We start from the raw sequence: 22,767 nt of genomic DNA, 5'->3' as shown, positions 1-22,767 counted from the left end.
GGCCAGCTCGCGGTAGGTCAGCCGCTCGCCCTCGAAGACCAGCGCCGTCGCCTCCGGCGTCCGCTCCGCCTGCTCGAAGACCAACTCGTGCAGGGTCCCGCCCGGATGCTCCCGGGCGGTGGAGTTCCAGAGCGCGAGCTGAGCCGCGTCCTGCGGCGAGATACCAATATGTCCTGACAAGGCGCGGAGGTAGTGATCCCGGATCTCCGCGATCTGGCAGGAGGGGAACTGCGTGGTGTCGTAGGAGATGGTCAGCGTCAGTCCCTGGCCGGGCGTCCGGACGAAGGCCGCACTGAAGGCGAAGTCGGTCTGCTCGAAGAAGTCCTGGCCCTCGATGGGCGTGGCGGCGCCGCCGTCCACGTGGAAGTCGCGGAAGTCCACGTGCGTGTCCAGCAGGCGCGCGCGACCGCTGGCCCGCTGGATCTCGAAGAGCGGGAAGTGCCGGTACGGCAGCGCCGCCACCTCCGCCTGGAAGACCCGCTGGACCAGTTCGGGAGCGTCGGCGCGCACACGCAGCGGGAGGGTGTTGAGGAACAGGCCGAGCACCTCGGCACCCGCCTCGCTCTCCGGGCGGCTGTGCGTGAGCATCCCCGTGAGGACGTCCGGGTCGCCGGTCAGCAGCGCCATGACGCGCACGTGCGCCGCGAGCAGCACCGAGCGCAGGGGCACCCGGGCGGCGGCCGCCTCCTCGGCCAGCGCTTTCGCCAGGTCGGCGGGGAGTGCCGTGGCGAGGACCTCGACCTTGCGCGGTCCGCCGGTGGGGTAGCCGGGCATCCGGGGCAACCGGCCCTCCGGTGCCTCGGCGATCGTCTCCCGCCAGAACTCCGCCGCCTCCGGACGGGCGAGCACGGCCTTCTCGGCCGCCACCAGGTCACGGAAGCGCGCCCCCGGCGGTTCCACCGGCAGCCCTGGCGTCGCATAGCGCGCCAGCAGCTCGCTGACCAGCGTCGCCACGCTCCACCCGTCGAGGATCGCGTGGTGGAAGTAGACGGTCAGCGCGAACCTGCCGGCTTCGGGCCGCACGTGGACGCGGAGCAGGGGAGCCTGCGTCCAGTCGAACGGCCCGTACTCCGGCTCGCCGCCGGAAACGGTCAGCGGGATCTCCGCGCGGTCGTGCACGAGCTGGACGGGCTCGCTGAACCCGGTCAGGTCGAAGGAGGTCCGCAGGACCTCGTGCCGCGCCGACAGCTCGTCCAACGCCCTGACCAGCGCCGCCTCGTCGAACGTGCCGCGCAGTGTGAGCGTGGTGTGGTCATGGAAGGTCACGCCGTCCAGCTCGCTGTGGTACAGCATCCCCGCCTGGAGAGCGCTGAGCGGGTAGGCGTCGATGATCATCGCGTGAGCCTCTCTCGGTCCGCCGGGCTGAGCAGGTCGAAGGCTCCCGCCGTGGATTCCGGTACGGCCTGACGCGGCCGCAGGGCGGTGGCCAGTTCAGCGACCGCCTGATGGGTGAACAGGTGCTGCAGTTCCACGCCGTAGCCCATGGCGCGCAGCCGGGCCACGACCTTGAGGCTGCTGATCGAGTCGCCGCCCACGGCGAAGAAGGTGTCGTTCCTGCCGACCCGGCCGAGGCCGAGAACCTCCTGCCAGACCTGCGCGACGGCGCGTTCCGCTTCGCCGCGTGGCGGCTCCCAAGGCTGGTCGGCCGGGCGGCTGGGGGCGGGAAGGGCGGCGCGGTCGAGCTTGCCGTTGGGAGTGACGGGCAGGCGGTCCAGCCGCACCCACGCTGTCGGGATCATGAAATCCGGCAGCAGACCGGACAGGTTGGGGATGTCGCCGACGACGTATCCGACCAGGCGGCCGTCCACGAGCTTGGCCGCCGCTCCCGTGACGCCGGGCTGTTCGCGCAGGACGGCCTCGATCTCGCCGAGCTCCACGCGCATGCCGCGGATCTTGACCTGGTGGTCGGTGCGGCCGAGGTATTCGAGTTCGCCGGAGGGCAGCCAGCGGGCCAGGTCGCCGGTTCGGTAGAGGCGTTGGCCGTTGGGTGCGGGGAGGAAGCGTTCGGCGGTCAGGCCGGGCCGGTTGAGGTAGCCGCGGGCGAGTTGGATGCCGCCGATGTAGAGCTCGCCGGGTGTGCCGATGGGGACTTCGCGCAGGTGCTCGTCGAGGACGTGGAGGGTGGTGTTGTCGACTGGTTTGCCGATGGGCACGGTCGGTTCGCCGGGGTGGCAGGGGTGCCAGGAGACGTCGACGGCGGCTTCGGTGGGCCCGTAGAGGTTGTGCAGGCCGGGGAGGTCGATGCCGGTGGGGAGGGCTTCGCCGGAGCAGATGATGCGTGGCGGGGGCTGGATGTCGTCTTCTTCGAGGAAGGCTTGGAGCATGGAGGGGACGAAGTGGGCGGTGGTGATGTTTTCGTTTTTGATGAGGTCGCGGAGGTAGGCGGTGTCGCGGTGGCCGTCGGGGCGGGCGATGACCATGGTGGCGCCGGTGATGAGGGGCCAGAAGAGTTCCCAGACCGAGACGTCGAAGGTGGTGGGGGTTTTGTGCAGGACGCGGTCTTGGGGGGTGAGCTGGAAGGTGTCCTGCATCCAGCGCAGCCGGTTGACGATGGCGCGGTGGGAGACGCCCACGCCCTTCGGCCGTCCGGTGGAGCCGGAGGTGAAGATGACGTAGGCCAGATTGTCCTCGCGCACCCGTACGACGGGCGCCGGGCCCGCATGCCTGTCCGCTGCCGTGAGCACCAGGTCGGCACCCGCGTCGGCCAGCATGCCGCGCGTCCGCTCGGCCGGATGGCCGGGATCGAGCGGCAGGTAGGCGCCGCCGGCCGCCAGCACCCCGAGCAGCACGACCGGGAGGTCCAGCCCGCGCTCCATGCAGACGCCGACCGGCTGGTCCACCCGCACGTCAAGCCCGGCCGCCACTTCGCGGGCCCGCTCGGCCAGCTCGCGGTAGGTCAGCCGCTCGCCCTCGAAGACCAGCGCCGTCGCCTCCGGCGTCCGCTCCGCCTGCTCGAAGACCAACTCGTGCAGGGACCCGCCCGGATGCTCCCGGGCGGTGGCGTTCCACCGTGAGATCTGCTCCCGCTCCTCGGCCGGCAGGATGTCCAGGCGCCCCACGGGCACGTCGGGCGCCGCCACCACAGCACGCAGGAGTGCGGCGAACCGCCGCGCCAGCCGCTCGATCGTCTCCGGCTGGAACAACTCGACGTTGTAGACGAAGCGCCCCTGCACCAGCTCACCGCGCTCGGCGGCGTAGAGCTCCAGGTCGAACCGGGTGGTCGTGCTGTCCGGCTCGAAGCCCTCGCCGCCGTCGCGATAGCTCTGCAGCGCGAACAGCACCTGTACCAGCGGCGGGCGGCTGACATCGCGTTCGGGGTCCAGCTCGGCGACCAGCTTCTCGAAGGGCAGCTCCTGGTGGTCGTAGACCTCGAGCGCCCCGTCCCGCGTACGGCGAAGCAACTCGGCGAACCCGGGATCGCCCGCCAGCCGCGCCCGCAGCGGGAGCAGGTTGACGAACAGCCCCACCATCTCCTCGAACTCCGGCCTGGTCCGCCCGGCCACCGGCGACCCCACCGCGAAGTCGGTCATGCCGGACCAGCGGGCCAGCAGCACCTGGAAGGCGGCGAGCAGCCCCATGTAGAGCGTCGCCCCCTCGGCCCGGCACAGCTCGCGGAAGGCCGCCACGTCCAGCTCCAGGTCGTGCCAGCCGCCCCGGAAGCCCTGCCGAGGCGGGCGTGGCCGGTCCAGGGGCAGCTCGAGCACCTGCAACCCGTCCAGCTCGCCGCGCCAGAACTTCAGGTCATCGGCCAGACGCGCGCCGCTCAGCCGCTCTCGCTGCCACAACGCGTAATCGCCGAAACCCAGCCGCGGTCCGCTCTCCGGTGGCGCCAGGAGTTCGCGGAGGATGAGGTCGGCCGACCAGCCGTCGGCGACGATGTGATGGACGGCGACGAGCAGCGCGTGGTCGTCGGGCGCCAGCCGCACCAGCGTGGCGCGCAGCAGCGGACCGGTCGCCAGCTCGAAGGGCAGCGCGGCGTCGGTGCTGAGCACCTGTCTGGCCGCCGCCTCCGTCGTCACGTCCACGACGCGCAGCGGGACACGTACCCGGTCTGTCACCCGCACCTCCGGCCGCCCATCGGGGCCGGCGGGGAAGGTCATGCGCAGGCTCTCGTGCCGGGCGACCACGGCGTCGAGCGCCTGCCGCAGCCGCTCGACGTCGAGCGGGCCGCGGAGCCTGGCCGACACGGGCAGCACGTAGGCGCTCGTCCCGGGGGCGAACTGCTCCATGAACCACAGCCGCTCCTGCGCGAACGACAGCGGCGGATCGCTGCCCTCGGCACGTCGCGGGATCTCCTCCGCAGCGCCCAAGCCCGCCACCGCCTTGCGGAAACGGGACTCCACGCGCGCACGCCGCTCATCCACGCTCGTCGGCCTCCTCGGCCAGGTGCTCCAGCGCCGCCGCCAGCAGGCGTGGCGTCGGGTGGGTGAAGGCCAGCTTGAGCGGCACCTCCAGTTCGGCGGCCGCGGCGATGCGGGCCGTGGTCCTGGTGGCCAGCAGCGAGTGGCCCCCGAGCTGGAAGAAGTCGTCCAGCACGCCCACCCGCTCCAGCCCCAGCACCTCGGACCAGACCATGCAGACGAGCTCCTCGGCCGCGCTGGCCGGCGGCTCGTACGCCGTGCTCAGCTGCTGGCCCGGTGCGGGCAAAGCATCCTGGTCGACCTTGCCGCCGGGGGTCAGCGGGATGCGGTCGAGCGAGACGATCGCGCCGGGCACCATGTGCGGGGGGAGCTCGGCGATGAGGTGATCGCGTAACGCGGCTCCGGCGTCGTGGACGGCGTAGGCGATCAGGCGGTCGTCGCGGACCACCACGGTGGCCTGCCGTACTGACGGGTGGGCGAGCAGCACGGATTCCACCTCGCCCGGCTCCACGCGGAAACCGCGCACCTTCACCTGCCGGTCCATGCGGCCGAGGATCTCCAGCCTGCCGTCCAGGCGGAAGCGGGCCCGATCGCCGCTGCGGTAGCGGCGCGAGCCGTCAGGGCCAGGGACGAAGCGCTCGCCCGTGAGGGCGGGCGCGCCCCGGTAACCGCGCGCCAGGCCGCTGCCGCCGATGTGGAGCTCGCCCGCGACACCGGGCGGTACCGGGAGCCCGTCGGGGGCCAGCACCTCGAGCGTGGTGCCGGGCAGGGCGACACCAACGGTCGGGCGGCGCAGCGCTTCGGCGGGGTCCATGTCGGCGGTGGCGGCGATGATCGTGGTCTCGGTGGGGCCATAGCTGTTGATCAGGCGAACGCCGGGGGGCCCGGACTCGTACCAGGTGGCCAGGGCGGGGCCCGGCAGCGGGTCGGCGCCCAGGATGAGCAGCCGGAGACCGGGCGGCCAGGCGACGTCCATGGCCAGCAGTTCCTGCCAGTACGACGTGGGCAGGTCCAGCACGGTGAGCGCGGAACCTTCCGGAGTCTTCAGGAAGTCGGGCAGCGGGTCGTCCGGGCACAGGACGAGCTCGGCGCCGGCGGCCAGGGCCGGGTAGATCTCCTCGGCGTGCGTGTCGAAGCTCGGCGAGGCGAACTGCAGGACGCGGTCGCCCGGCCCGAGCTCGTAGTGCTCCCGCATCCAGCTCACCCGCGAGGCGAGCGCTTCGCGCGGCACCTCCACGCCCTTGGGGCGTCCGGTCGAGCCCGAGGTGTAGATCACGTAGGCCAGCGAGCCCGGCACTGAGGCATGGGGCGATTCTTCTGACTCGCGTAGATCGTCCTCGTCCAGCACCAGGGCCGCGCCCGCGTCCGCCGCCATCCACCGCAGCCGCTCCGGCGGGTAAGCCGGGTCGAGCGGCAGGTAGGCGCCGCCTGCCTTGCCGACGGCGAGCATCCCGGCGATCAGCTCCACCGAGCGCCTGGCGCGCAGGCCCACGACCGTGTCCGGGCCGACTCCGGCCTTGGACAGGCGCCCCGCCAGCGCGGCGGCCATGGCGTCCAGCTCGGCGTAGGTGACCCGGCGGGTGCCGTGACTCACCGCCGGCGCGTCGGGCGCCAGCCGTACGCGCTCATGGAAGAGGTCGAGCACGTCGCGCGCGGCCGGCTGCGGCGTGTCGAGGACCGGCAGCCTGTCCTCGGGCAGAATCATCGCCGCGCGCAGCGCGGACAGCGGCGCGCCCGGGTCACCCGCGACCGTCTCCAGCACCCGCTCCCAGCGCCGCAGCAACCGCGTCGCGGTCTCCTCCTCGAACAGGTCGCTGGCGAAGGACAGCATCGCCCAGAGGGAGCCGTCGAACTGGGTGATGTCCAGCATCAGGTCGAACTTCGCCTGGGTCGCCCCCGGGTCGAACATCTCCACCTCGATGCCCGGCAGCGGAAGGGCGGAGGCCTCCTTGTCCTGGATCACGAACATCGCCTGGAACAGCGGCGTCGTGCTCAGGTCGCGGCGGATGCCGAGGTCGTTGAGCAGGCGCTCGAAGGGGATGTCCTGGTGCGCGAAGGCGTCCAGGACCGTCGCCCTGGTCCGCGCGAGCAGCGTGCGGAAGGACGGGTCGCCGGACAGATCGCCGCGCAGCACGAGCGTCTCGGGGAAGAAGCCGACGACGTCGTGGAGTTCCGGGCGATCACGACCGGCGATGACCGAGCCGACCGTGACGTCGTCCGTGCCGCAGTGCGCCGCCAGCAGGAGCTGGTAGGCGGCCAGCAGGACCATGAAGAGCGTGCCGCGCTCGTCCCTGGCCAGCTGCTCCAGGCGGGCCGTCAGCTCGGGGCCGATGCGGCGCGCGCAGTAGTCGCCACTGGGCCGGCGAACGGCCGGCCGCGGCCGATCCGTGGGCAGGTCGAGCGGCTGCACGCCGTCGAGCTGGGCCCGCCAGTAGTCCAGGGACTCCTGCGACGGCTCCCGGCCACGCTGCCAGGCCGCGTAGTCGCGGTAGTCGACCGAGGGAGCGCTCAGCGCGGCCGCGTTCCCGGTGTAGCAGGCGGCCAGCTCGGAGAAGATGATCTTCAGGGACCAGCCGTCGGCCACCAGGTGATGCAGGACCAGGCAGAGCACATGATCGGTTGCCGACAGCGTGATCAGATGCACCCGCACCAGAGGGCCCGTGGCCAGGTCGAACGGCGCATTGGTCAGCTCGGCCACGATCGCCGTGGCGCGGGCCTCGCGTTCGGACGCGGGCAGGTCCGCGAGGTCCACCAGCACCGGATCGAGCTTCAGCTCCGGCTCGACGACCTGGACCGGACTGCCCGCCACGGCGGGGAAGCGGGCCCGAAGCATCGGGTGCCGCGCCGCCACGGTGGTCAGCGCCCCGGCGAGGTCCTGGATGGACAGCTCGCCCCGCAGCCGCTGCACCATGTACATGTTGTAGGAGGCGTCGGCAGGGTCGAGCCGCTGCAGGAACCAGAGCCGCTCCTGCCCGTAGGAGAGCGGCGCCGGCGCGTCCGGATCGCTGCGCGCGGGAATGCCGGTGGGCCGCGCCTTCGGCTGCCGCTGGAGCCTGCGCTCCAGCGCCGCGCGCTGTTCCGGGCTGAGCCGGGCCAGCCGCCCTCTCACCTCACTCATCCGTCCGCGCCCTCCGCCAGCAGATCGTCCAGCTCGACGTCGCCGAGCTGGAGTTCCAGTACGGCCAGCGCGTGCTCGGCCACCGTGGTCAGCTCGAAGCAGACCTGCAGGTTCATCTCGATCCCGTACGCCTCCCGATACCGGGTGATCAGCAGGACGGCCAGCAGCGAGTGCCCGCCGAGCGCGAAGAAGTCGTCCTCGATGCCCACCCGGTCACGGCCGAGCAGCTCGCCCCAGAGCGCGCACAGCTCCTCCTCCAGCGGCGTCTCCGGCGCGACATAGGTGGTGCCCAGGTCGCTGCGGCCGGGCCCCGTGGGCGCCGGCAGCGCGGCGCGGTCGAGCTTCCCGCTCGGGCTCAGGGGGAACTCGGTGACCTGCACGAACGCCTGCGGCACCAGCGCCGGCGGCAACGTGCGGGCCAGCCCGGTCCGCATCTCGTGCGACAGCCGGCTCGCCTCGCCCGTCCAGTCCACGTAGGCCACCAGCCCGCGGCCGCCCGGCGCGTCGTCGCGCAGGGCCACAACGGCCCTGCGCACCTGGGGGTGCTCGGCCAGCGCCGCCTCGATCTCGCCCAGCTCGACTCGCCAGCCGTGCACCTTCACCTGGTCGTCGATGCGGCCGAGGAACTCCAGCTCCCCGTCGGCGCGCAGTCTGGCCAGGTCGCCCGTGGCGTACAAGCGCGCGCCCGGCGGGCCGTACGGGTCGGGGACGAAGCGTTCGGCCGTCAGCCCCGGCCGTCCCGCGTAGCCGCGGGCCACCTGGACGCCGCCGATGTGCAGGTGACCGGGTACGCCGACGGGCATCGGCTCCAGGTGCTCGTCGAGGACGTGCAGGCGGCAGCCGGGCATCGGGCGGCCGATGGGGATCACCGTCTCGCCCGGCCGGCAGGCGTGCCAGGAGACGTCGACGGCCGCCTCGGTGGGGCCGTAGAGATTGTGCAGCTCCACGCCGGGCAGGCGGTCGAAGAAGCGGGCCACCAACCTGGGGGGCAGCTCCTCGCCGCTGCACACCACGCGCCGCAGGGACGTGCACGACTCGATGTTCGCCTCCTCCAGGAAGAGGGCGAGCATGGACGGCACGAAGTGCATCGTGGTGACCGCGTGCCGCTTGATCAGGTCGCGCTGGTGGCTGGGGTCGCGGTGGCCGCCCGGCCGTACCGGGACGAGGCAGGCGCCCTGCAGCAGCGGCCAGAAGAACTCCCACACCGACACGTCGAAGCTGGTCGGGGTCTTCTGCATCACCACGTCGCCGGCCGTCAGGCCGAACGTCTCCTGCATCCAGGCGAGGCGGTTGACGATGCCGCGGTGGGTGTTGACCACGGACTTCGGCCGGCCGGTCGAGCCCGAGGTGTAGATCAGGTACGCGGCGTCGTCCGGTCCGGTGACCGGCTCGAGATCGCCGGAGTCGAGGTCGTGGTCGTCCTCCAGCAGCACCGTCCTGATCGGCCCGCCGGGTGGCAGGTGGCGCTGGGTGAGCAGCACCCGCGCGCCGCAGTCGGAGAGCATGAACTCCAGCCGGTCCTGCGGGTATTCGGGGTCCAGCGGCACGTACGCCCCGCCCGCCTTGAGGACGGCGAGGAGCGCGACGACCAGCTCGGGCGAGCGTTCCGCACGGACCGCGACAGGCTGGCCACGTTCGACGCCGATGTGCCGCAACCACCGGGCGAGCCGGTTGGCGCGGCCGTTGAGCTCGGCGTAGGTGAGCGTGACATCGCCGAAGAGCACCGCGGGAGCGTCGGGTGTCGCGGCGGCCTGGGCCTCGATCAGCGTGTGCAGGGTCCCGGGCGCGGCCTCGGGCCCGCCGGCCCCGAGGGCCAGCACCCGCTCACGCTCGTCCCCCGCGAGCACCGGGAGCGCGGAAACCGTCCGGTCGGGGTCGGCGACGGCCGACTCGACCAGAGTCCGCAGGTTCGTCTCGAAGCGTTCGATCGTCTCCGGCTCGAACAGGTCGGTGGCGTACTCCAGCCGGGTGTGCAGCTGCCCGTCGCGCATGTTGACGTCGAGCTGGATGTCCACCTTCGCGGTGCCGTTGGCGACCTGCCCTTCGTTGGTGCGGATGGCCAGGTTGAACATCACCTGATAGAGGGGCGGCACGCTCAGATCCCGGGTGGGCTGCAGGTCCTCCACGAGCCGCTCGAACGGCAGCTCCTGATGGTCCAGCGCCTCGGCCACCGTCGCCCGCACGCGGGCGGCGGCCTCACGGAAGCTGGGCGCGCCCGACAGGTCCACGCGCAGCGGCACCGCGTTGACGAACATGCCGATGACCGGCTCGGTCTCGGGCAGCAGCCGTCCCGCGACCGGCGTGCCCACCACGATGTCGTCGATCCCTGACCAGCGCGACAGCACGGCCGCGTACGCGGTGAGCATCACCGTGAACAGCGTCGTGTTGAGCTCCTTGGCCAGGCGCTCCACGCTTGCCGACAGCTCGGGGGAGTAGGCGCCGAGCTGTATCCCGCCCCGATAGGTACGGCGGGCCGGCCGCGGCCGGTCGCCCGGCAGCGCGAGGTCGGCGGGCACCCCGGCCAGTCGTTCGCGCCAGTGCGCCAGCTCGCTCTCCAGGAACTCGCCGGACAACCTGCCGCGTTGCCACACGGCGAAGTCGGCGAACTGGATCGGCAGGTCAGGCAGCTTCGGCGCCCGGTTCTCGCCGAGCGCGTCGTAACACTCCCCGACCTCGTCCATGAAGATCATGGAGGAGACGCCGTCGAAGATCGTGTGATCGAAGACGATGACCTGCCGCAGATCGTCCTCGGCCAGCTTGACATGCCTGGCACGGAACAGCGGCGCCCGCTCCATGTCGAACGGCAGGACCGCGTCCGCCTTGGCCAGGCGGGCCAGCTCCGCCTCCGCGTCGGCCCGCGGGAGGTGGGTCAGGTCCGTCTCCGTCAGCACCGTGGGCGGCGCGTCGGGGCTGACGATCTGCACGACCTGCCCGTCGCGGAACTCGAAAGTGGTGCGCAACGCCTCATGACGCCGCACCACGATGTCGATCGCCCGCTCCAGCCGGCGCGGGTCCACCGGCTGCCTGGCCGCCATCGGCATGTACATCCCGATGTTGTAGACGGCCAGGTCGGGCTCGAAGCGCGAAAGGAACCACATCCGCTCCTGGCCGGAGGACGCGGGGAAGGCATCACTCACTGTCCATCGCCTCTCGCAGGCTCTTCGGCCGCATGTCGGTCCACACCTGCTCGATGTGTTCCAGGCACTGCTCCTTGGTGCCGGAGAAGCCGGCGTCGTACCAGCCGGAGGGGTTGTCCCGGCCGGCGGGCCAGATGGAGTACTGCTCCTCGTCGTTGAGAACGACCTTGGTCTCTGCGTCTGTGCTCATGCGGAACTCCGGGGAAGGCGGGGGATGGTCTGGGTGGCGGGCCCGGTGGTGCCCGGGGTGGACCCAGAAGTGGTCGCCGCGGCGGCGTCGATCAGGGCTGCGACCCCGGCCACGGTCGGCTCCTCGAAGAGGCTGCGCATCGGCAGCCGCACCCCCAGCTCCTTCCGGATGAGGGCGATGAGCTGGACCGCGATGAGCGAGTTGCCGCCCAGCTCGAAGAAGTCGTCGTCGATGCCGATGTGGTCGCCGCCGAGCACCTCGCCCCACAGGCGGGCGATCGTGGCCTCGGCGTCGTTGCGCGGGGCGACGTAACCCTCGGCAGGCGCCTTGTCCTGCCGGTCGGCGACCGCTGCCGGATCGAGTTCGGTCTCGACGGTGTCCTGGGTCAGCGAGCCGACGCCGGCGACGAGCTCGGCCACCGTACTGGCTGCCACCACGACCTGGGGGCCGAGGGGGGCGGCGAGCAGCCGGCGCAGCGAGACGGCCCCGTCGGCCGGCCTGATGCCGCCCGCGTCGTCGGCCGCGGCGGCCGCGGCCGGGGCGGCGCGCTGGGAGTCGGCGCTGGCGACGACCCCGGCCACCACGGCATCGGTGTCGATCCGCCGGAGGACGTAGTCGGAGATCTGCACCAGCACCGTGCCGTCGGGCGCGATCAACGTGACGTCCACGACCAGCACCTCGTCGGTGTCGGTGCTGGTGATGCGCAGGTGGCTCCAGAACGCCTCGGGCAGGCTCCCGCGCACGGTGATGCGGCCGTAGCCGAGCGGCAGGTAGTGACCCTCGACCTGGATCCAGCTGAAGGTGGTGGCGGCGTCGAGCAGGGCCGGGTGCAGCCCCCAGCGGTCGAGATCGACCAGCAGCACGTCGTTGGCCTCGAACAGGCCGAGCGCCTCCTGGCTGCCGGTGTGCGTGGCGGTCAGGGTCCTGTGCCAGTGCCCGCCCAGCGTGAGCAGACCCGACAGTGGGACGCCGCCCTGCCCGTCCGCCGTGGGCACACAGCGATCCATGATCGCGCGTAGGTCCACGCGGTCGGCCGCCGGCGGGTCCACCTTGGCCGCCATGCCTCTGGCATGGGTGCGGTGTGTTCCGCCGATGATGCTCTGCACCTGGAACTCCGCGCCGTCCGCCTCCGGGGTGAAGACCACCCGTACCTCGGCGGTCGCCCCGTCGGCCACCGACAGCGGTTCGACGAACACCACGTCGCGCAGCTCGATGAGCCCGCTGCCGGGGAGCACCGCCTCGGCGGCCGTCCTGGCCAGCTCGACGTGACCGGTTCCCGGCAGCACCGGTACGTCGGCGATGCGGTGTTCGTCCAGTACCCAGTGCGTGCCCGGCGAGAGCGTGCCGCTGCACCAGTCGAGTCCTTCGCCGGCGTGCCGGGCGTCGAGGACCGGGTGGTCGATCGCCTTGATCCGGTCGCCGCGCTGCAACGCGACGAACCCGGCGGGCGCCGCGGTCTCCGCCGCCATGCCGACTTCCAGCCACCTGCCCCAGTTGACGCTGACGACCTGGGACGCGTTCCAGCCTCGTCCGGCGCGGGCGTGCGCGTCGAGGAAGTTGTTGGCCGCGCAGTAGTCGATCTGCCCGAACCCGCCCGCCACCGCGGTGATCGACGAGCAGAGCACCACGGCTTCCAGTTCCAGGTCGCCGAAGGCCTCCTGCAGCGCCAGCGTGCCGAGCACCTTGGGGCGGAGCACGGCCTCCGCCGCCTCCCTCTCCTTGATCTGGGCCATGCCGCCGCCGGGCAGGCCGGCCGCGTGGACGAGCACGTCCACCCGGCCGAAGGCGGCGAGCGTCTCGTCCCTGACCCGGCGCATGTCCGCCGGATCCGTCACGTCGGCGGCGAGGGTCAGCACCCGCGCCCCGGCGGCCTCCATCCGGCGGATCGCCTCGACGGCGCGCGCCTCGCGGGCCGAGCGCGGCGGGCCGTCGGGCAGCCCGCTCCTGGACAGCAGGACGAGGTTGACGCGGGCGCGCGCCGCCAGGTCCTCGGCCAGCGAGACGCCGATGCCGCCCAGACCGCCGGTGATCACATACACCTGGCCGTCGCGCGGCTCGCCCGGCTCGCTCGCCACCTCCACCTGCTCGTATCCGAGCAGCCACCGCTTCCCGCCGCGCAGGGCGACCGGGGCCAGCAGCCCGGCCTCGCCGGGCTCCGCCTCGCGGCCCAGCTCGGCGGCGACGCCACGCACCGCGTCAAGATCCGGCGCGTCGATGTGGCGGACACGCAGCCACGGCGTCTCCAGGGGGACGACCCGGGCGAAGGCGGCCAGCGTCGCGTGTTCCGGCCTGGTCAGATCGTCGCCGACGACGTCCATCGTGCCCGCGGTCACCAGATCGAGCTGCACACCACCCGGCGGCTGGGCCGCCGACAGCGCCTGCACGAGACCCAGGACACCGAAGAAACCGCGGTCCTGTGCCGCCCACGTCTGCTCGTCGCCGGTGAGGGCCCAGGCGTGCACGATCCGCTCGGGAATCTCGCCGACCGCTTCGAGCAGCGCGTCGTAGTCCTCCCGCACGGCCGGCCGTACCGTGAAGTGTCCGTCGAAGGCGCCGAACGCGGTGCCCGGCCGTACCTCCAGAACCTCGGCCCCGGAAGCGCGCAGCGCGTCGGCCAGCGTGGCCGAGTCCTCGTCCACGAAGGCCAGGCAGCGCGTGATCGGCGACGGCGTCGCCGGACGGGCGGGCGCCTGCTGCCAGACGGGCACGCCGTACCACTGCTCGGGCGGCAGGGGCCCGTCGGCCCGCTGCGGGCGGGCGACGCCACCGACGAAGGCGCCCTGCGGGTCGGGGTCGATCCAGGCGCGCTGCCGCTCCCACGGGTAACCCGGCAGCGAGACGCGGAAGCCGGGGGCGCCGAAGTCGTTCAGCTCGATGCCGTGGACCCAGAGCGCGCCCACGGCCTGGGAGAAGACCGCGACGTCACCGGCTCGATCGCGCGGGCCGGGCAGCGACGGCAGCGGGGCGATCGCGCCGGCGGGCAGCTGGGTGTCCGCCAGGCCGGACAGTTGCCGTCCCGGCCCGCACTCGATCATGATCCATTCGCCGTCGGCCAGGAGCGTCGAGACGCAGTCGCCGAAACGGACCGGTTCGCGCACGTGCCTGGCCCAGTAGGACGGGTCGGTGGCCTCCGCGGCGGTGATCCAGGTGCCGGTCACGTTGGACAGGAACGGCAGGCTCGGCGCGGCCGGCTCGACGGCCGCGACCAGCTCGCGGAACTCGCCGAGCATCGGCTCCATCATCGCCGAGTGGAAGGCGTGCGAGGTGCGCAGCGGGGTGCAGCCGATACCCTCCTCCTCCAGCATCTCGGCCAGTTCCCTGATCGACTCGGACGGGCCGGCCACCACGCACGTGCCGGGGCCGTTGATGGTGGCCACGGAGACGTCGTCGGGCAGCATCGGCGCGATCTCGTCGGGCATGAGCTGCACGGCCAGCATGGAGCCCGGCGGCATGCCCTGGATCAGCCGCCCGCGCGCCGCGACCAGCCGCAGTGCGTCGGGCAGGGTGAAGACGCCGGCGATGGTGGCCGCCGCGTACTCGCCGATACTGTGGCCGATCATCGCGGCCGGTTCCACGCCCAGCGAGAGCCAGAGCCTGGCCAGCGCGTACTCGACCGTGAACAGGGCGGGCTGGGTGAGCGAGGTCTGCCTCAGCGCCTCGTCCGCCTCCTCGCCGGTGGCGAAGATCTGCTCGCGCACGTCCAGGATGGCCGCGCACTCGTCGATCGCCTCGCGGAAGACCGGCTCGTTCCGGTACAGCTCCGCGGCCATGCCGCCGTACTGGGAGCCCTGACCGGAGAAGAGGAAGGCCACCTGCGGGGGGCGCTTCGGCTTGGCGCCGGCGACGATCCGCTTGGAGTCGGCCAGCGCGGCCACCGCGTCGGCCGGTGACGTGGTGACGACGGCGGCCCGGTGCTTGAGCTCGCGGCGGCCCACGCGCAGGGTGAAGGCCACGTCGGCCAGATCCGTCTCGGGGTGCGCGGCCAGGTGCGCCGCCAGCCGTTCCCGCGCGGCGGCCAGCGCCGACTCCGTCCTGGCCGACAGCTTCAGGAGGTGCGCGGGCCGCTCGCGGGGGAGCGGCGGGCGCGGCGGCGCCTCTTCCAGTACGGCGTGCGCGTTCGTGCCGCCGATGCCGAACGAGCTGATACCCGCACGGCGCGGGAAGCCGTCGGGCTCCCACTTCGTCGGCGAGGAGACGACGTAGAACGGGCTCGCCGGGAAGTCGATCTTGGGGTTGGGGCTCTTGTAGTGCAGTGTCGGCGGGATCAGCTTGTTCTCCAGCGCCAGCACCGTCTTGACCAGGCTGGGGATGCCGGCCGACTGGCCGAGGTGGCCGATGTTGCTCTTGACCGAGCCGATGCCGCACCACTGGGTGTCGGTCGTGTGCTGCGCGAACACGCTGGACAGCGCGGCCACCTCGATCGGGTCGCCGAGTGCCGTGCCGGTGCCGTGCGCCTCGACGTAGGTGACCGTGCGGGGATCCACGCCGCCCACGCCCAGCGCCTGGGCGATCACCGCGGCCTGCCCGTCCATGCTCGGCGCGGAGAAGCCCACCTTGCCCGCGCCGTCGTTGTTGATCGCGTTGCCCAGGACCACCGCGCGGATGTTGTCGCGGTCCTCGATCGCCTCGGACAGCCGCTTCAGCACGAGGACGCCGCCGCCGCTGCCCCAGATCGTGCCGCCGGCGTCGGCGTCGAAGGAGCGGGTGTGCCCGTCGGGCGAGACGATGCCGTCCTGGTCGTAGATGTACCCCTCGCCCTGCGGCAGGTCCAGCATGGCCGCGCCGGCCAGCGCCATGTCGCATTCGCCGTTGCGCAGCGCCTCGCACGCGATGTGGAACGCCACCAGCGCGGTCGAGCACGCGGTGTGCACGGTGTAGCTGGGGCCGCGCAGGTCGAGCTTGTAGGAGGTGAGGGTCGCGCAGTAGTCGACGTGGTTGCCCACCATGACCGCCAGCCACCCGGCGTTCTTGTGGGCCTGGGCGTTGCTGCGAATGTTGCGCCACTGGTAGACGTCCGCCCCGGTCCCGGCGTAGACGCCGATCTCGCCCGGATAGCGGAACGGGTCATAGCCCGCGTCCTCCAACGCCGTGTGCGACAGCTCGAGGAACATCCGATGCTGGGGATCGCGGACCTCCGCCTCCCTGATCGACATGCCGAAGAACGCCGCGTCGAAGTCCTGGTGGTCTTCCAGCACCATGGCGGCCGGCACGAAGTTCGGGTCGGCCAGCAGCCCTTCCGCCGCGCCCAGCGCCCGTTGCTCCTCCAGCGTGTACGTGGTCAGCGACTCGACGCCGTCGGCGAGGTTGCGCCAGAACTGCTGCGCGTCACCCGCTCCCGGGACCCGGCACGACAAGCCGATGATCGCGATCGGCTCAGCCGTGGGCTCGTCCGTCATGGGGTAGTCCCCTTCTCGTTGCGGTTCCTCAACCTGTCTCGTCGTACGGCCAGGCGGCGCGCCGCCCGGTCCAGCCCCGGACTGCCGCCCGCGCCATCGAGATGGGCGGCCAGTGTCCGGATCGTGGGATGCCTGAACAGCTCCACGATCGGGATCTCGCGGCCGGTCGCCGCCTTCAGCCGCGCCTGCACGGCGGCCATGGCCAGCGAGTGGCCGCCGATCTCGAAGAAGTTGTCGTCGGGGCCGAGGCGCGGCACGCCCAGCACGGCATGCCACACCTGGGCGACGGTCCTCTGCGTGGGACCGTCGAGGCGGTCGCCGGCCTTCGGTTGCTCGATCGGCCGCCCACGCAGCGCGGCGCGGTCCACCTTGCCGTTGGGCGTCAGCGGCAGCGCGGGCAGCGCCACCACCTCGGTGGGCACGGCGTGCTCGGGCAGCACGCGGCGCAGTTCCTCCAGGATTCGATGCGCCGCCAGCCCCGGTCCGGAGGGCACCACGTAGCCGGTGAGCGTGCCGCCCTCGACCCTGGCCGCGGCGGCGCGCACGTCCCGGCAGGCGGCGAGCGCCGCCTCCACCTCGCCCAGCTCGACCCGGAACCCGCGCACCTTCACCTGGTCGTCGGCGCGCCCGGCCGGGGTGATCGTGCCGTCGGGGTTGCGCCGGCCGAGGTCCCCGGTGCGGAAGCGGTCGCCGTCGAAGCGCCGGCCGGTCAGCGCCGGGTCCAGGTAGCCGGTGGCCAGGTGGCGGCTGCGGACGACCACCTCGCCGAGCTCGCCCACGCCGGCCCGCCTGCCGTCCGCCACCACGATGATCTCGCTGCCCTCGACGGGCCGCCCGATCGGCACGATCTCCGGGTACGGCTCCGTGAGCTCGTGCCACGCGTGCACCTGCGGCGTCTCGGTCGTGCCGTAGAAGGCGACCAGCCGGGCATGGGGCACGAGCTTGCGCAGCCTGCCCGCCTCGGCACCGGTGAACAGGTCGCCACCCACGCCGGCCAGCCGCACGTCGGGCAGCGTGGCGCCGGTGCCGGCCAGCATCGCCGCGAGCTGTGGCGTCAGGTGGAGGACGGTGATCGCGTGCTCGCGCAGCCAGCTGACGAGCTTGGCGGGATCGCGGGTCAGCTCCTGCTCGGGCACGAACAGCTCGGCGCCCGCCGCGGCCGGGACGAACATGTCGCGCAGCGCCGGATCGTGGGCGAGCCCGGACAGGAGCGCGAACCGATCGTGCGGCTCGACGGTGAAGGTGCGGACATACCAGGAGAGAAAATGGGCCAGCGGCCTCTCGGGGGCGACAACCGCCTTGGGAACGCCCGTGGTGCCCGAGGTCATCGAGAGATAGCCCGGCCCCGGCAACTCAACGCCGCCTTCGCGCAGCTCGATCCCGTGGTCCCGGAGAACCGCCCGGGCTCCCGCGGCGGCGATCTGCCTCTCCTGGACGGCAGGGGGATAGGCCGAGTCGATCACCACCCACCGTGCCCCGGCCGCCAGCACGCCGAGCAGGATCCCCGGCAGCTCGGGCACCCGGGAGGCGACGACGGCCACCACGGCCCCCGGCTCGACACCCGCCTCCCGAAGCGTCGCCTCGGTCCGCCGCCGCGTCCCCGCATGCGTGTCGCCGACCAGCTCCAGCAGCCCGGGCCCGTCCCAGCCCGGGAGCTCCGCGTCGGGGGAGTCGTGTCCCACCCGCCCCGTCAGCAGCTCGTCGAGCAGCTCGACGTAGCCGTCGACCAGCGCCGCCATGCGCTCGGCCGTATAGAGGTCGGGGTTGTAGACCAGCTCCAGCGCGTAACCGTCGCGCTGCTCGCTCACGTACATCGTCAGGTCGAACAGCGCCCCCGGCAGCCCGGGCCGCAACGGCTCGCTCGCACAGCCGGCCAGCTCCAGCCGGGCCTGCGCGAAGTTGTACATGTTGAACATGACCTGCGTGATCGGGTTGCGGCTCAGGTCGCGCGGCAGTCGCAGCGACTCCAGCAGCTGCCCGAGCGGCACGTCCCGGTGCCTGATCGCGGCGCCCAGCTCGGCCGCGCACGCCGTCACCTGCTCCGCGAAGTCCCCCTGGGGGCGCAGCCGCAGCGGCAGGACCTGTACGCACATCCCCACCAGCGACTCGAACGCCACGTGCGGCCGGTCGGCGTACGCCGCCCCCACCACCAGGTCGTCCCGCCCCGACAGCCTGGACAGCTGCCGGCCGAAGGCCGCCAGCAGCACCGCGTACGGCGTGGTCCCCAGTCCCGCGGCCAGCTCGGCCACCCGCTTGGCGAGCGTCGGATCCAGCGCACCCCGGCAGGAGGCGCCGTGGAAGGTCTGCGCGGGCGGCCTGGCCCCGTCCCTCGGCAGATCCAGCACCAGCGGGGCATCGCGCAGGTGCTCTCGCCACCAGCTCAGCGCCTGGCCGTCGCCGTGCCCGCGCAGCCAGCGCACGTAGTCGGCGAACCCGTGCCCTGGCACCTCGACCTGCTCGCCGCGATAGGCGACGGCCAGGTCCCGGTAGAGCACATCCTGCGACCAGCCGTCGAACACCAGGTGGTGCGCGGTCAGGCAGAGCACGTGCTCGTCCGGGCCGAGCCGGATGAGCCGCGCCCGGAACAGCGGCCCGGCGGCCAGGTCGAAACGCGCCCGCGCCTCCGCCTGCAACGCCTCGTCCAGCTCGTCGGGGGAGCGGTCGTCGATAGGCAGCGGCACCTCGCCCGGCGGCGCGACCGTCACCTCGGGGATCCCGTCGCGCGTGCCCACCCGCCAGCGCAACGCCTCGTGGACCGCCACCACGGCCGTGAGCGCGCGATGGAGCGCGGCCGTGTCGAGCGGGCCGCGGATCCGCTCGGCCATCGCGATGTTGTGCGCGGTGGACGCCGGCGCCAGCTGCTCGACGAACCACATCCGGCGTTGGGCGGGGGAGAGCGCGGCAGGGCTGCCGGTGGGCGGCGCCGCGGCGGTCTCCCGCGGGGCGCGCTCCACCAGCGCACGCAGCTCGCCGAAGGTCCTGGCCGCGTACACGTCCTCGACCGACACCGCCCGGCCCAGCTCCGCGCGCACCGAGGCCACCAGCCGCATCGCCCGCAGCGAGTGCCCGCCGCGCTGGAAGAAGTCGTCTCCGTCGTCCGGGGCGGGCGCCTCCAGCACCCGCGCCCAGATCCCGGCCAGTCCCGCGCCGCTTCCCCGCTCCGGCTGGGACCGCGCCCGGAGCGTGGCGAGGTCGACCTTGCCCGAGGCGTTGAGCGGGAGGATGGCCAGCCGTACCAGCCTGCTCGGCAACATGTACGGCGGCAGGCGTACCGCCAGATCCTCCCGCAGCTCGGCCAGGCCGGGCGCGTCCTCTGGCGTCACGTAGGCCACCAGTTCGCCCGCGAAGTCCACCACCGCCTGCAGCACACCGGGATGCGCGCGCAGCGCCGACTCCACTTCGCCGATCTCCACCCGCTGCCCCTGGACCTTCACCTGGCGGTCGAGGCGGCCCATGAACGAGATCTGGCCGTCCTCCTCCCACGCCACGTGATCGCCGGTCCGGTACAACCGCGCGCCCGGCTCCGCGGCGAACGGGTCGGGGACGAAACGCTCGGCCGTCAGCCCGGGCCGGCCGAGGTACCCGCGGCTGACCTGTGGCCCGCCGATGAACAGCTCACCCGGCACGCCGGGCGGGCACTCGTTCAGTTCCTCGTCGAGGATGTGCGCCCGGCAGCCGCTCAGCGGCCGCCCGATCGGCAGCGGCCGCTCCCACACGCCGTCGAACTCGCCGCCCACCACGCAGACGGTCGACTCGGTCGGGCCGTACCAGTTGTGGAAGCGCGCGTGCGCCGACCACCGCGCCACCTGCTCGGGCCCGGGCGGCTCGCCCGCCGTCACCACGTCCTTCAGGCACGGCAGGCGCGCCGGATCCACCAGCGGCAGCAACGCGGGCGGGATGAATCCCCACGTGACGTCGTGCGCCTCCAGGAAGCGCTGCAACCGGGCCGGGTCCACCCGGTCCTCGTCCGGTACCAGCTGCACGCAGCCGCCGGCGGTCAGCGGGGCCAGCATGTCCAGCACCGAGACGTCGAAGCCCAGCGCGGAGAAGGCGACCGAGCGGCAGCTCGCGTCCAGGCCGAAGTGCGCGGCCGTCGAGGTGGCGAAGGCGACCGCGCTGCGGTGACTGACCACCACGCCCTTGGGACGGCCGGTGGAGCCCGAGGTGTAGATGACGTAGGCCGCGTTGTCCGGCAGGGCGGCGTCGTCCGGCACGGCGCCGCTCTCCCGCGGTGCCGCGGCGCCGTCCGAAGCCGCGACGAGGGTACGGCCGCAGCCGTCCAGGAGCTCGCCGCCGCGCCCGTCCACGACGATCACCGCGATCCCGGCGTCCTCCAGCACCTCCTCCAGACGCTTGCGCGGATGACCCGGATCCAGCGGCACGTAGGCGCCGCCGGCGAGCATGACGCCCAGCACCGCCACCGGCATCAGCGGGGTGCGGCGGGCGCACAGGCCCACGCGCGTCTCCGGCCCGACGCCGAGCTCGCGGAGCCGGCCCGCCAGCGCCCGCGCCTGCTCGACCAGCTGGGCGTAGGTCAGCACGTCGTCCCATTGCCGGACCGCCGGGGCATCGGGAGTCTTCGCGGCCTGGGCCGTGATCAGACTGCTGAGGAGCGTCATCCTGCGGCCTCCACACCCTGCCGTACCAGCCGGCCTTGCCGTACCGTCTCGAAACGCAGCAGGAAGCGCGGCGCGCGGACGGCGATCGCGGCGATCGCCCGGCCCAGCGGCAGGTGCGTCACCCGCCACTCCGCCAGCCGCGCCACCTCGGGCGCCGCCTCGGGCACCCAGGTCGCGCCCGATCGCTGCCCGGCGAACCCGAACAGCGCCGGATCCACCCCCAGCCCGTCACCGGTCGCCTTCAGCACCGCTTCCTTGGCCGTCCACGTGCGCAGCGCGCTGTGCAACCGCAGCTCCTCGGGCAGCGCGGCGAACTCGTCGCGCTCCCGCTCGTCCAGAGCCCCCTCGAAGAAGGCCTGCTCGTCGGCCAGCGGGCGGAAGCGCTCGAGGTCGGCTCCGACTTCCCGGCCCGTCGCCAGCGCGACCAGCACGAGCCCGCCCGATTGGCTGAGGCTGTAGGTGAGCTCGGTCCCGGTGTACGGCTTGCCGCCGGGCCGGGTGCGCAGCTCGCCGACGCCCGGCTCTATCCCGTACTCCCTGAGCAGCCGTCGCAGCAGCACCGACCTGCCGACGAACCAGCGCCGATGGTCCTCCTGCCGGAACCTGGCCGCTCGGGCCGCCTCCCTGGGCGACAGCTCGTCCACGGCCGCGCACATCTCGGGCAGTTCCTCGAGGTCGGCCAGCCACACGTGCACCTCGTCCGCGGCCAGGCTCGGCCGGGGGCCCGCCGTGATCGTCCGCGCCACCTGATCGCCGTGCGTGGCGAGGAACAGGTGCGCGGCGTCGAGCGTGTGCAGGCGGAAGGTCGAGGAGGTGTGGCGGGCCCAGCCGAGCATGACGGGGTGGACGACCTCTCGGTCATGGGCGCCGGCGAAGGCGACGATGGGGACGTCGAGCGGCTCCTGCCTGGTGAAGCGGTAACGGTGCAGCCACTCCATGTCCGTCCGCAGGGCGGGGATGAGCATGGCCTTGACCCCGGGCTGCGTCCGTAACTCCGCGGGCGCGCCCAGCCGGTGGATCAGCTCTTCGATCAGGTCCTCGTCACCCAGGCCCGTCCACCGCCCCAGCGTCTCCTGGCGCTCCGGCGGGTGCGCGGCGCCGACGTAGAGGCATTCGGGCGCCGGCGCGCCCAGCCGCCGTAGCTCGCGGACCACCTCGAAGGCGACCCGGCCGCCCATGCTGTGCCCATAGATCGAGTACGGCGTGTGGTGGTGTGCGGCGATGGACCGTGCGATCAGCTCCGGGGACAGGGCCCCGGGTTCAGCCACCCGGCCTTCACGGCCGGGGAGCATCACCACCCGTATGTCGAAGGCTCCGTCGAACGCCTGCCTCCACGGCCAGAAGGCGGAGACGTCTCCACCGGCGTAGGGGAGGCAGTAGAGGAGCCGAGTGCCGGGCGGGCATCGCGTCAGCGAGGCGAACGGTGTCTCGGGTAACACGTGTACCTCTCGCATGGCTACGCGCAGTCCCCCCGGACAGGTCCACCGCGCCGTGCGAGGTCGTCGCGCGGGCAGCAAAAAGTATGGGTCGCTCGCCAGGGTTCGTCCTGGCGAGGATCGGTCGATGGCCTCAAGCCACGCCATTCCTATTATTTGGTCCGAAAGGCAGTCAAGAGGTGAAATTTCAACCAATGACGAAATAGAGGTTTCGGGCATCGGGATAATTCACTGCTTGTGGTCGCGCCGGCGGATGGCCAACCGCCCCAACTGCGCAGATGATCTCTGCCATCCCCTACGCCATAGGCGTTGGTCACACTGAGTGAAGATCTTGATCATCTATAGATGTCCGTAATCTGGATTTCGGTCTTAGTGTCGACAAGGCAGCTGCCCCTATTGACAAATTGAGTCGAGATCAATTCTCTATATCGGTCAGAGGGGTGGTGATCTTGCTGGCGGTGGCCTTGCGGGCTGTTGACAGCCGCCGGCCCCGAGGCGGAGATCCTGGTG

Annotated in this window: 8 protein-coding genes; all 8 read right to left on the bottom strand. The window is 72.5% G+C overall.

Going from position 1 to position 22,767, the window contains the following annotated elements; genetic code table 11:
• On the bottom strand, nt 1–1,335 hold a 1,335-nt coding region (locus tag AB0H81_RS20550; protein WP_358376612.1), incomplete at its 3' end, for a condensation domain-containing protein.
• Complete coding sequence (locus AB0H81_RS20545; protein ID WP_358376609.1) at nt 1,332–4,364, bottom strand: amino acid adenylation domain-containing protein; 3,033 nt, start codon at nt 4,362–4,364, stop codon at nt 1,332–1,334. The genes AB0H81_RS20545 and AB0H81_RS20550, both read right to left, overlap by 4 nt.
• Complete coding sequence (locus AB0H81_RS20540; RefSeq protein ID WP_358376606.1) at nt 4,357–7,479, bottom strand: amino acid adenylation domain-containing protein; 3,123 nt, start codon at nt 7,477–7,479, stop codon at nt 4,357–4,359. Before AB0H81_RS20540 ends, AB0H81_RS20545 begins: the two co-directional genes overlap by 8 nt.
• Nucleotides 7,476–10,616, bottom strand: coding sequence for an amino acid adenylation domain-containing protein (locus tag AB0H81_RS20535; protein WP_358376603.1), 3,141 nt, complete (start codon nt 10,614–10,616; stop codon nt 7,476–7,478). The genes AB0H81_RS20540 and AB0H81_RS20535 overlap by 4 nt, the downstream gene beginning before the upstream one ends.
• Nucleotides 10,609–10,806, bottom strand: a complete 198-nt coding sequence (locus AB0H81_RS20530; protein WP_358376600.1) for an MbtH family NRPS accessory protein — start codon at nt 10,804–10,806, stop codon at nt 10,609–10,611. The genes AB0H81_RS20535 and AB0H81_RS20530 overlap by 8 nt, the downstream gene beginning before the upstream one ends.
• On the bottom strand, nt 10,803–16,202 hold the full coding sequence (locus AB0H81_RS20525) for an SDR family NAD(P)-dependent oxidoreductase (RefSeq protein ID WP_358376597.1): 5,400 nt from the start codon (nt 16,200–16,202) through the stop codon (nt 10,803–10,805). Before AB0H81_RS20525 ends, AB0H81_RS20530 begins: the two co-directional genes overlap by 4 nt.
• Entirely contained in the window at nt 16,199–20,821 is a 4,623-nt protein-coding gene (locus AB0H81_RS20520) for an amino acid adenylation domain-containing protein (RefSeq protein ID WP_358376594.1), read from the bottom strand. The genes AB0H81_RS20525 and AB0H81_RS20520 overlap by 4 nt, the downstream gene beginning before the upstream one ends.
• A complete protein-coding gene (locus AB0H81_RS20515; RefSeq protein WP_358376591.1) occupies nt 20,818–22,275 on the bottom strand; it encodes a thioesterase domain-containing protein in 1,458 nt (485 codons plus the stop codon). Before AB0H81_RS20515 ends, AB0H81_RS20520 begins: the two co-directional genes overlap by 4 nt.
• Nucleotides 22,276–22,767 lie beyond the last annotated feature (492 nt).

Origin of the sequence: Nonomuraea sp. NPDC050691, from assembly GCF_040654455.1 — a bacterium.
Taxonomy (GTDB): Bacteria; Actinomycetota; Actinomycetes; order Streptosporangiales; family Streptosporangiaceae; genus Nonomuraea.
The sequence above is the reverse complement of the archived record's forward strand: the minus strand, read 5'-3'. Positions and strand labels throughout refer to the sequence as shown.